At 48.0% G+C, this 11654-nt stretch carries 12 protein-coding genes; 5 read left to right on the top strand and 7 right to left on the bottom strand.

Going from position 1 to position 11654, the window contains the following annotated elements; genetic code table 11:
• The first annotated feature begins 483 nt into the window (after window positions 1-483).
• From AC58PV_RS15215 to AC58PV_RS15230, 4 genes are all read left to right on the top strand, one after another.
• A complete protein-coding gene (locus tag AC58PV_RS15215; protein ID WP_497433059.1) occupies window positions 484-1047 on the top strand; it encodes a histidine phosphatase family protein in 564 nt (187 codons plus the stop codon).
• A 101-nt stretch (window positions 1048-1148) separates the two neighbouring features.
• On the top strand, window positions 1149-1844 hold the full coding sequence (locus tag AC58PV_RS15220; RefSeq protein ID WP_497433060.1) for a response regulator transcription factor: 696 nt from the start codon (window positions 1149-1151) through the stop codon (window positions 1842-1844).
• Window positions 1838-3226 (top strand): sensor histidine kinase, encoded by a 1389-nt coding sequence (locus tag AC58PV_RS15225; protein ID WP_497433061.1) that lies wholly within the window; start codon window positions 1838-1840, stop codon window positions 3224-3226. Before AC58PV_RS15220 ends, AC58PV_RS15225 begins: the two co-directional genes overlap by 7 nt.
• Before the next feature lie 99 nt (window positions 3227-3325).
• Window positions 3326-3706, top strand: coding sequence for a hypothetical protein (locus tag AC58PV_RS15230; RefSeq protein ID WP_497433062.1), 381 nt, complete (start codon window positions 3326-3328; stop codon window positions 3704-3706).
• Between the two features lie 58 nt (window positions 3707-3764).
• Here AC58PV_RS15230 and AC58PV_RS15235 read toward each other — a convergent pair whose 3' ends face one another.
• From AC58PV_RS15235 to AC58PV_RS15255, 5 genes are read right to left on the bottom strand one after another with little or no spacing between them, the layout of a single operon-like run.
• Window positions 3765-4685: an MBL fold metallo-hydrolase gene (locus AC58PV_RS15235; protein ID WP_497433063.1), complete on the bottom strand. Its 921-nt coding sequence runs from the start codon at window positions 4683-4685 to the stop codon at window positions 3765-3767.
• A gap of 26 nt (window positions 4686-4711) precedes the next feature.
• A complete protein-coding gene (locus tag AC58PV_RS15240) occupies window positions 4712-5740 on the bottom strand; it encodes an ABC transporter substrate-binding protein (RefSeq protein ID WP_497433064.1) in 1029 nt (342 codons plus the stop codon).
• A 30-nt stretch (window positions 5741-5770) separates the two neighbouring features.
• A complete protein-coding gene (locus tag AC58PV_RS15245; RefSeq protein ID WP_497433065.1) occupies window positions 5771-6526 on the bottom strand; it encodes an ABC transporter permease in 756 nt (251 codons plus the stop codon).
• Window positions 6459-7298, bottom strand: a complete 840-nt coding sequence (locus tag AC58PV_RS15250) for an ABC transporter ATP-binding protein (RefSeq protein WP_497433066.1) — start codon at window positions 7296-7298, stop codon at window positions 6459-6461. The genes AC58PV_RS15245 and AC58PV_RS15250 overlap by 68 nt, the downstream gene beginning before the upstream one ends.
• Before the next feature lie 27 nt (window positions 7299-7325).
• Entirely contained in the window at window positions 7326-7991 is a 666-nt protein-coding gene (locus AC58PV_RS15255; protein ID WP_497433067.1) for a Crp/Fnr family transcriptional regulator, read from the bottom strand.
• 243 nt (window positions 7992-8234) lie between these two features.
• Between AC58PV_RS15255 and AC58PV_RS15260 the strand changes: the two genes are divergently transcribed.
• A complete protein-coding gene (locus tag AC58PV_RS15260) occupies window positions 8235-9269 on the top strand; it encodes a potassium channel family protein (RefSeq protein WP_497433068.1) in 1035 nt (344 codons plus the stop codon).
• Between the two features lie 362 nt (window positions 9270-9631).
• Here AC58PV_RS15260 and AC58PV_RS15265 read toward each other — a convergent pair whose 3' ends face one another.
• Window positions 9632-10912 carry an ArsB/NhaD family transporter gene (locus AC58PV_RS15265; RefSeq protein WP_497433069.1) on the bottom strand — a complete coding sequence of 427 codons (1281 nt, stop codon included), beginning with the start codon at window positions 10910-10912 and terminating at the stop codon, window positions 9632-9634.
• 209 nt (window positions 10913-11121) lie between these two features.
• Window positions 11122-11577 carry a hypothetical protein gene (locus AC58PV_RS15270; protein WP_497433070.1) on the bottom strand — a complete coding sequence of 152 codons (456 nt, stop codon included), beginning with the start codon at window positions 11575-11577 and terminating at the stop codon, window positions 11122-11124.
• Window positions 11578-11654: the final 77 nt, after the last annotated feature.

The raw sequence follows: 11654 nt of genomic DNA on the forward strand, positions 1-11654 counted from the left end.
CTAGCGGATGCTTGGGGGTTTTGGTTTTTTTAGTATCAGCCACACGCCAACCTACACCGCACACACCTACAGTAACGACATCCTCCACAAATATGCCCCTCCACTACCACCCCTCCACTACCAAACCACTACTAATACGCACCACCACGAATACGTACCACCACTACCACTAACCTCCGCTAACCCAAAACGCTACCATCCCCGACCACCCCACAAAAGTGCAAAAGAGCATCCTTTCTGGGACTTTTTATCCGAAAAAGGTAGTAAAGATGCAAAAAGGCACTTATTTATGGCAAAATGGCCCGAAATCGAAGTTTTCAAGGGAAAAGGATGCCTTTTTGCACGCATTTCTGTCAACGAGGGGATTTGCGGGAAAAAGGTTGCCTATTTGCAGTTTTCAGCCAAAGTGAAGGAGTTTCCAAGCATTTCGCGAATGCGTATAAGGAAATATTTGTGAAAATAAAGCGGCTTGAGGAGGCGCACATGAAGACGACGATTTATATGGTTAGACACGCAGAATCTCCCTATAATGAAGGAACTGAAAGAACCAGGGGACTTACTCCCAAGGGGAAAATAGACGCGGAAGCTATCACGAAAATTTTAAAAGACGAAGAAATTAATAGGCTGATATCTAGCCCCTATGCACGAGCAATTTTAACCCTAGAGGGGTTGGCTAAAGAACTAGAACAAGAGATTGTGATCGTTGAGGATCTTCGGGAAAGGCATTTTTCTAGTGAAGATACTCTGATTCCTACAGAAGATTTCATGTCAGAGATGAAGCGGATGTTTGATGATTTTGATTATGCTTACCCAGGTGGAGAATCTAATAGAGCCTGCCAACAAAGAGCGGTGGCTGTAATGAACACTATTTTAGAAGAAAATAAGGGTAAGAAGATTGCCATCGGCACGCATGGGAATGTGATGACATTAATGATGAATCACTTTGATGCGACATATGGACTTGATTTCATGAATCAGACCCGGAAGCCTGACATATATAAAATGCAATTTAATGACTTCGTATTAGAGGAAGTGACGAGACTCTAGGCGTGAATGGGGATGCCACCCGAAAGCAATTAGAAATTTTTCCTTCACAATTTCCCCGTACACTAACAGAATAACGGTTTCATTCAAGGAGTGTGCCCCTCGTGACAACGGTATTAGTCGTAGATGATGATCTGAATATATGTAAAATAACGAAGCTCTATCTGGAGAAAAATGGCTTCGAGGTAACGACTGCGAACGACGGCGAGCAGGCGCTCGCTCGGTTCAAGGAGCTGCAGCCCGATTTCATCGTGCTGGATATTATGCTGCCGAAGCGCGACGGGTGGTCGGTCTGTCAGATGATCCGCGCACAAAGCGATGTGCCGATTCTGATGCTGACGGCGCGAGGCCACGTGGATGAGCGTGTAGAAGGCTTACGAATGGGAGCCGACGACTATTTGGTGAAGCCTTTTGACCCGAATGAGCTAGTCGCACGGGTAACGACGATCCTTCGTCGGACGGGGCTTCGCACCCAAGTGGCGCCTGCAGCACACGTATATGAAGTCGGCAGTCTGCGCATTGATAGCCTAGGTCATGAAGTGACCGTCGAGGGACAGGTGGTGCCACTGCCGAAGAAGGAGTACGAGTTGCTGCTGTTCTTCGTGAGGAATCCGAATCAAGTGTTTACCCGCGAGGATCTGATCGCGAAGATCTGGGGGTGGGACTTTGAAGGTGAGGATCGGGTGGTTGATTTATATATCAAACGATTAAGACAGAAGCTCACAGCAGGAAAAGAGGACTGGAGTATCCGCACAGTTTGGGGTGTCGGGTATAAGTTCGAGGGACCTGGCGTATGCTGAATTCCTTCTACCGCAAGCTGCTGTTCATCTATATAGCGATTACGGTGGTGTCGATTCTAGCGATTTCGGGTGCGATTGGGTACACGATGAAGCAGAAGACGTACGACCGCAGCGAGAAACTTCTATTGGAAAAAGTGGAGCAAGTGGAGGAGCTGGCGAAGGATCTGTTCGACAATTCGACAACTCAGAAGGATTTCCGCAAGCAAATCAATGCGATGGAGAAAACCTCGAATGTCCGCGTTTCGGTGGTTCGTCATCCTAGAGCGACTTTGGATAAAATCCAAGCTGTAGGCGAAGTTCCTGCCCGGCTTGGCTGGGTGGAGAAGGTGCTCTCCGGTAACCCGGTGACGGTGAAGAGTACTTTTGCCCAGAATAGCTCTGTCAAAATGCTGATCGTCGGACGTCCTGTCCTACAGGACAGTCGGGTAGTTGGGGCGATTTTCCTGTATACGCCGATTGAGAACATTCAAGGCACAATTAAGGAGATTAATCGCGCCATTTATATATCTGCTCTCGTAGTAGCACTGTTGGCTATCGCGGTTCTTTACTTTGTATCGCGGCACTTTGTGAAGCCTCTGCAGCAGATGAGCAAGACGGCAGAGGCGTTGGCACTTGGGGATTTTAGCGGCAGGGTACCTGTACGCGGCAAAGACGAAATCGCCTCGCTGTCAGGATCGCTTAACCGGATGGCCGGCAAGTTGCAGAAGGTCGAAGATGGCCGCAAGCGGTTTCTCTCCGAAATTTCTCACGAGCTGAGGACGCCGTTGACGACGATTCGTGCTTCTCTGCAAGGCATCACCGATGGGGTGGTAGAGCCCCAAGATGCGAAGGAATTCATCGATATCTCCCTCCAGGAGACACTCCGTTTAAGCCATTTGGTGGATGATCTGCTGGAGTTGTCTTCATTTGAGGAGAAGCAGGTGAAGTTGACGATGCAAACCGTTGATCTGCCAGAATTGATCGGCCACGTGGTGACGCAGCTGAAGATGAAGGCGAGGGGCAAGGGGATTGAGCTCAGTGCCGAGGTGGAAGGGGCATATACCGTCCATGCTGACGCAGATCGACTACGGCAAGTATTCATTAACTTGCTGGATAATTCGATCAATCACATTTCAGAGGGCTCCCAAGCGGGGATTCGCGTGAAGGCCGTCAGGCAGGAGCGTTGGATCGAAGCATGGGATGATGGGCAGGGTATCTCTCCGGAGAAACTGCCCTATCTGTTTGATCGGTTCTACAAAGCAGACGAAAGCCGCAATCGCTCTGGCGCAGGGCTAGGTTTGACGATTTGTAAGCACATTATCGAAGCGCATGGCGGTACGATTCGTGCCGAGTCGCAGCTGGGGGCTGGGACGGTTTTCAAAATCTTTTTGCCACCTGCATAAATATCCCCGCATGACAAACTTATGACATAACTCTGAGCTAAGATAGGGTTCGTAAGGTACAGGGGAACGCCCCCATAACGAATCGAGGAGTGATGTCATATGTTGAAGAAGAAGTTAGCAGCAATCGTATTGGTTGGTGCGATCGTCTGTTCCGTTCCAGTAGCGGCTTTCGCTGAAAATGTACAAGGAAATACAACAGCATCATCGGCAACTAAGTTTCATCCTATGAAACAACTGTTGGAAGAGAAGGCTCAAGCTTTTGGCATAGCGACGGATGGGAAGACTGGCAAGGAAATCCATGCGGCGTTAAAGGCTGCCAAAGAGGCCAAGAAAGCAGCGAAACAAGCGAAAGTCGCCGCAGCTGTGAACAAGAGAGCAGCTAAACTAGGCATCTCCACAGATGGTAAAACGACTGAGCAAGTGTATGCAGAGATCAAGAGCGCGCTGCAAGCCAAATGGGCGAAAAAAACTGCGAAGTAAGTTAGGCCCATACAGCGATAAAACTGCCCTGAGCGAATGAACTCAGGGCTGCTTTTCATTACAATAGATCAAATGCCATTAAATCTCGCGCCATCGTGATTCGACCACCATAGATGTCCCCCATGCCTTCTGTATAGGCAGCCTCCGCCTCCTCAGTGGCTGCAGGAGCAGGGATGTGATGGGTAAGCACCAGATGAGCCACACCTGCTTCACGGGCGATTCCGGCTACTTCCAGCGTCGTAGAATGATACTTAGCCGGATTGGATAGGCCAATGGTCTGCTCAGGGAATTTGGCAATTAGCGCGTCCAGCCACACTTTGTTGTAAGATTCATGAACCAGTAAATCAACGCCTCGGCTATGTTTGATCATATTGTCGACGGGGATGGTATCCCCTGAAATGACGACCGACTTCCCGTTGAACTCGATTTTATAAGCAATAGCTGGATCAACAGGTTTATGATCGACTTCGAATGCGGTGACTTTAACGCCGCCCTGGTCATATACAATACCCTCATTGCTTTCAAAATAACGAATGTCCGCCCCTTCACCAGCGGAGAAGTTATAGTTCACTCGAAGATTCACGTCGAAGTCGAAAGACGCTCTCATTTTGCCGATAATCTCCTTCGTTGTGATGGGCCCGTAGACGTTCATTGGCCCTTTCCGCCCCTCAAATACCCGGTCCGCGATTACATGTGTCCGCCAGCTCGTGATGAAGACATCGAAAAATCCGGAGTTATGATCGCTATGATGATGCGTAAAAAAGACATCCGAAATCCGCTGCGGCATGATCCCTGCCTTAATCAGTTGATCTACAGTTGCGCCTCCGCAATCGAATAGAAACGCTTTATCTCCTGCGAGTATAGCGACGCCTGCCTTCGCCCTTCCGTAAAAAGCTCTCGGTGTGCCCGTGCCCAGAATGACGACTTTAATGTGCTCATGGTAATCCGGCAATAGGTTCTCTTGTGGTTGTATAAACATAGGAAAGCCTCCTTAGTTGCGTAAGATTATTTCTCTTTCTTAACTTCATTTAGAAGCGATAAATCCAAGAATTTACTGAAATCCAACTCTTCTGCTTTCACTTTTAAGTACCCGGCATCAAAGGAAGTTTTGGCCTGCTCATTAATGTCCTCTAACGTGATATCTTCGGTTAATTTCAAATGGTCGATGGCTGCTTTGATAAGCGCGGGCTCCATCCCTTTACCGGTTAACTGCTTCAATTCATCGCTAATCTGCTCGTAGGCTTTGTTCGGATTTTGCCCAATGAAATCGATCGCTTGTTTGTTGGCTTTCACGGCTTTCTTGGCCAGGTCACGGTGATCCTTCAGAAACGTATCGCTGGCTACGAGAATCGTTAACGGGTAATTTCCGTCTTTAGGAGGGATTTTGTTCCAGTCTACCAAAATCGTACCGGTGCCCTCTTGGATGATCTGTGTACCCCAAGGTTCTGCAATTAATGTCGCGTCCACTTCTTTCTGACGGATCGCGACTAGCGTATCGGCTGGCGCCCGCGTCACGATTTGTACGCCTGACGTATCGCTCGAGACCTTCAATCCTTCTTGTTTGAGCAGCAAACGAAGCGATAGATCTGGTGTGCCGCCTTTGGCAGCTACGGCTACTGTTTTGCCGACGAGATCTTTCACGGAGTTGATCCCTGCATCCTTGCGGGCAACTAATACCGCGCCGCCGTTATTGGCGCCAGCAATGACTCTGATATTTTTGCTTTTCAAATATTGATTGATGACTGGACCTGGGCCGACGTAGCCGATATCAATCTGATCAGTCGCAATGGCTGTTGCGAAATCTGCTCCATTGTCAAAAGCCGTAACGTCAATCTTGACATTTTTACCAAAAGCGTCTTGAAAATAGTTGTTTTGCAGGGCGATGAATCCCGGAGCATGGGTGACATTTTTCAGAATGCCAATTTTTACAGTCGTAGTTACAGCGCTTGAAGCAGCTTCCTTACTCTGGCCGCACGCGGACAAGACCAAGGATACCAATAGGATTAAACTCATAATCCAACCTAATTTTTTCACGCGAATTCCCCCTTATACGGTTCTAGTTATTTATTTCTTAAGCTGAAAACGAAGCACAATGCGATCCTCTAGTTGTTTGAAACAGAAATGGTCCGAAATGGTACCGAGCACGGCGATGATGATGACGACGCACAGAATGGTTGCCGTATCGCCAAGTCCGCGTCCGTCCTGTAACATCTGCCCTAGCCCAACGCCCTTAGCGATGAGTTCGCCAGCTACAAGTGCCCGCCAAGCGAAGGCCCAGGCCACGCGTATTCCCGTAATCCAATGGGGAAATGCTGCCGGCAGCTGCACTTGAAAGAACAAGCGGTACCCGCTGCCTGTTCCCAGCATTTGCGCAGCTCGCAGATGAATCGGCGAAATATTCATGATCCCTGTTCGGCTGGCCATCGACATCGTCCATGTGGCGCCAATGGTCGTAATGAAAATGACCGCAGTGTCATTGAGTCCGAACCAGATAATCGCGAAGGGCAGCCATGCGATACTTGGTACGGTCTGGAGGGCCACAACGACAAAGCCGAAGGTTTCGTCAAAATACCGATAGCGAGCGAATAGATAACCTAATAACGTCCCGAGCCCAATGGAAATGGCAAATGAGATGAGTAAACGACGGAGACTAGCTCCTATGGCATTTAAGAGATGACCGTGAACAAACCCATCATAGAAAGCCTGGAAGGTTTGCAATGGTGAGGGGAACTTCCACCCCCACTGGAAAATTCTAAATCCCAACTCCCATATGATCAGCAGCAGAATTAGAAATAGCGTTCTTCTTAAGGCTGTATGCATGGCCAAGCTCCTCTCTGACTACTTTCTCGAGCTCATCCGTCAGAGCTTCCATAATTCTATTTTCCAACGCATGGATGAGTGGGTCGCTGATTTGATGAGGCCTTGCAGCCTGTACGGCAAATTCCTTCTTGACCCTGCCTGGTTGCGTCGCCATCACAACAACACGGTCGGATAACATGACGGCTTCGCGAATGTTGTGCGTAATAAACAAGATGGTTTTACCTGTTTTAAGCCAAATTTCTTCCAAATCCTTGAGTAAAATAAAGCGGGTTTGCTCATCCAGTGCCGCAAAGGGCTCATCCATTAAGAGAATTTCAGGATCCATAACGAGCGCTCTGGCAATCGCTACTCTTTGCTTCATCCCGCCAGACAGCTCATGCGGATAACGGTCGATGAATTTGCTTAAGTGCACGGCTTTAATTTGCTCAGTTGCAAGCGCATAGCGATCTTTCTTAGATAGACCTTTCTGCTTCAAACCAAAGGCCACATTATCGAGCACCGTGAGCCAAGGGAACAAGCCGTGTTCTTGGAAAACGACAATCCGATCGGCTCCTGGCGCAGTAACCTTGTGCCCACCCACCGTAATCGTTCCACTGCTCACATGTTCGAATCCGGCAATTAGATTGAGCAGCGTAGACTTCCCGCAGCCTGAAGGTCCCACCACGGAGACGAATTCTCCCTTTCTGATAGTGAGAGAAACGTCGTCTAAAGCCGTGTAGGAATGGCCTTTTTGCTGCGAAAAGGATTTGCTCACATTACTTATCGTGATCATATGGTCAACCTCCAGGGGGATACTCGTCTATATATCTGTGAAGAAAGAGTTCGGATGATAAACAACGATCTTCTTTTTAGCATAATCGATGAGTCCTTTATCGCGCCATTTATTCAATGTTTCCGTGACGGTTTGCCTGCTGCAGCCAATGACATACGAGATCTCTTCATGACTGAGCGGCACCTGAACTTCAAGCTTCACGTCCGTCCTTGTGCCCAGCTGCAGGAGGAACCAAGCGAGCCTCCAGGCGACGGGGCGGGAGATTAAGGTTTCGACCATTCGCTGTGTTTGCAGGAGTCTTCGAGCACCTAGAACGGCCACGGAATAGGAAAACTCCGCATTCTCCTTGGCCAACTCGAGAAACTTTCGACTGTCTAGTGTAATTATTTCGCTGTCCATAAGACACTTGGCGTAGCGTTTCCGCACCATATTCGTCAACACCTCCGCATTGCCGAAAACTTCCCCCTCATAGCGAAGAAATAAAGTAATTCCTTGCCCCTCCTCGGACGTTTGGGAGATCTTAATTAATCCTGAAGCGACATAATAAGCACCGCTGGGCAAATCGTTTTCCTGAAAAACAAACTCATTTTTTCGGTAAGTATGACTAATGCCATGTTTTCGAAAAGCTTCAACCATGACTTCCTTTGTAGGGTCTTTGTCCCCAAGGTCAGCAAGCTCATGTAATTGGTCCATAGGATCATTCCCCTATTCATATTCCTCAAATTATGCAGTTCTTTTAATGCCGAGTATTCCAATCAGTTATATGTATATTATCACATGATTTCATGCTAGAATGTCGGATTCCCGACAAAATAAAAAATATCGTGAATGGATTTAGTGAGACTCTTGGTAATTCATTCATCTAAAAGCATTTTTCTTGCTATACTAAATCCATAGTCTGGAAATTGTTGGGCAGAAGCCTGTAGGGAGGTCGCCATGCTCTTCTTCTCCAAATTCTTATTGCGTCTAATCCGTTGGAACAATCTGTTTGTTTTTGGCGTGGCTGTTGTGTTCATTGGAGGAAGCGCCTTGTTAGCGTACGAGCTTGAACCGAGCACTTTCGAGACCAGATTCAACGGCTTGTGGTGGGTGATGACGACTGTAACGACCGTTGGATATGGTGACTTTTATCCACACACAGTTGCAGGCAAATGCTTAGGAATCGTCGTCTATATCTTTGGTATTGGGCTCATTTCCATAACGATTAGTAAAGTCGTGGATGCTTTATTTGTGTATCAGCGGATGAAGGAGGAAGGGAAATTGAAATTTGTGGGGGAGAACCATTTTGTCATCATTGATTGGAGTCAGCATGCGGAGAATGCCATTAACGAGATTCTGAACTCCGATCCCCTTGTAGAGGTTGTGCTTATAGCTGCACTGGACAAATCGCCAATTGTGCATGACCGCGTGCATTATGTGCTTGGCAACCCGCAGCTCGTGGCGACACTCGAAATGGCGAATACATCGAAGGCAAGAGCAGTCTTCATCTTCGCTGATGAGGTGACGCAGTTCCAGCATACGGTTCGAGATCCTGCCTTCGTCGATGGCAAAACCTTGCTAGTCGCAACGACCATCGAGCGCAACTATAACCATGTCTACACGATCGTGGAGATTCGCGATAAGCACAATCTGCCCAACTTCCAGCATATTCGCATCGATGAATTCATTTTTGGCAGTGAGACGATTTCCCAGCTCGCGGTACGCTCGGCGTTCAATCCTGGCAGCTCGAAGATCCTTACGCAGCTGCTGACGCGCACGCCTCAAGGCGAGGATCTCTACGAGATTCCTACACAGGCGAAGTGGGTGACGTTCCATGATGCTTTTCAGGATTTGTTGCAAAAGGGAGCTACACTAATCTCAGATGGGGAGCATCTGAATATCAACAAGAGGCTCCATGAAGAGATTCCGCAGGGGGCAAGGCTGTTCGTTATTTGTGATAAGGAAACGTACGGAAGGTTGACGAAGAAATAGAAGAAGAGCCAGAGGCGGGGGCCTCGGGGCTCTTTTTTTGGTCAGAAGTGATCGGTCCATTCTAGTTAAGTGGGCATCAAGTGGCTATGTCTTGGAGTGAGTGTGTTGTACGTAATAACGGGATTTTATACAGTTAATTATATGGGAATTCCCAATTTTGTAGGAATAACTGTAAAATATACATGTAATTTCAAGAATTCACTTCAGAAACGGCAGAAATTTAAAAATTAGCTACATATTTTCCAGTTAATCTTCAAATTGCAGCTAAAGTGGGGAAAATAACTGGAGTTTTTCCAGCTATTGAAAATATTCGGCCGCAAGAGCCTCACACTAAACACCCAAGCGTAATTGCTTCACCTTTTTCACATCAAATATCTAAAATATACATACAAACTCGACAGAACAATCGAGATAAGCATCAGCGGAAATCCATATTTCAAATACTTCACAAAGGTGATCGGATACCCCTCTTTGCCGGCTAATCCCGCGACGATCAAGTTCGCACTCGCCCCGATCAGCGTACCATTACCGCCCAAACAAGCGCCCAAAGCCAGACTCCACCACAGTGGTTCTAAATTATCCACGCCGAGAGTCCCCATTTCCTGAATCAATGGAATCATCGTGGCTACGAATGGAATGTTGTCGAGGAACGCGGATGCGATGGCACTCAGCCATAGAATCAGCATCGACGTTGCGAGCTCATTACCGCCTGTTAATTCAATCGCATGGACAGCTAATTGTGTAATTACACCTGTTTCTACAAGTCCTGATACGAGTACGAACAGACCGACAAAGAAGAAAATCGTAGGCCACTCGATACTCGCAAAAGCCGGCTCCAGCATATGCTCACCCGTCAGGAGAAGCAGTAGGAATGCACCGCTTAGTGCTACCGTAGCCGATTCCAGATGCAAGCTCTGATGCAGGAAGAAGCCGAGAATGGTGAGCGCTAGCACGATGAGACATTTCCAAAGCAGCTTATGATCCGTCAGCATAGCCTTCTCATCCATCTCCATGATGCTCTGTTGCAGCTCTGGTGTAGACTTGATTTGCTTACCGAAGAGGACAAGGAACAGAGGGATATACGCCACCATAATAATAATTGCGATAGGTGCTAGGTTATTGATGAACGCCATGAACGTAAGCTCTTTCACAGCGCTGCCAATCATGATATTCGGCGGATCGCCGATCAGCGTCGCTGTTCCTCCAACATTGGATGCAATAATTTGTGTAAAAAGAAACGGAAATGGATTCACACGAAGCTGCCTCGTGATACTCAAGGTGACTGGGACCATGAGAAGGACGGTCGTCACATTATCTAGAAAGGCAGAGCACACCGCTGTGATCACTACGAGTGCGACCAATATTCGCCGCGGCTGTCCCTTGGCGAGTTTTGCCGCCTTCACCGCGACATACTTGAATAGCCCCGTCTCCGCTGTAATGCCTACGATAATCATCATGCCGATAAGCAGGCCCAACGTGTTGAAGTCGATGTGGTGCAGGGCGGTCTCTTGACTCACAATGCCAAAAACAATCATAAGCACCGCGCCGATCATAGCGATAATGGTGCGGTGAATTTTCTCGGAAATGATAATCGCATAGATCAGTAAGAAGATGCCGATTGCCCAGTAAGCTTGTAATTCCACTAAATCTGCCTCCATTTAACGTTATTTCATGATTTCCAGTATTGTCCTGAATTATGTGTGAGGAAGGACCTCTTTGAAAAAGACAAAAAGAGCCCGCTTTTGGCAGGCTCCTCCGGGTCAATCCTATATAGGGTAACTATACCGTCTCCCATGGGAGTTGTAAAGATAAAGTCGTGAGTAGCATCGTGGAACAAATCGAAAGAGTATCTTTAACCTCGAATAAGTGGCTCGATGACGTATGTTGAACTCGCTTGAGGCGCAGCTACTTGCTCGCCGCGCACGACCCAACCATGGGAGAGCACGGCAGTCAGGCGTTGATGCTGCTCCGCGGTAAGACTTGCAACGACCGCTTCGTGACCGGGTTCGAGCTGCAACTCAGCCTCCTGGCCGAAAACGACTAGAATCCAGCTGGCGATGCCGCGCAGTGTATTGTATTTGATCTGGTAACCTTGACGAACGGCTTGCTCGAACGTAGCGAGATCCTCATTCGCGAGTTCGGTTAAGCGCGTATAGTCGAATTGAAACTTGCTTTCATCCACTGGAAGCTGGCCATCTTGGACCCGCTGAAGCAGCTTGTCTGCGGAAGCTTCTAGGGTCTTGAGTGATTCTAGGATGAGTGCATCCCATTGCGACAGTTTAACTAGGTTAGTTTCGGGCGTTGGCATGGGTATTCGCTCCTATCTGTGCGATATGGTTTGTATGAAAGAGACTGCCTAACCGTCCTATCGACGATGAGGCAGTC

The sequence above is a fragment of the Paenibacillus sp. J22FR83 genome (genome assembly GCF_059691955.1).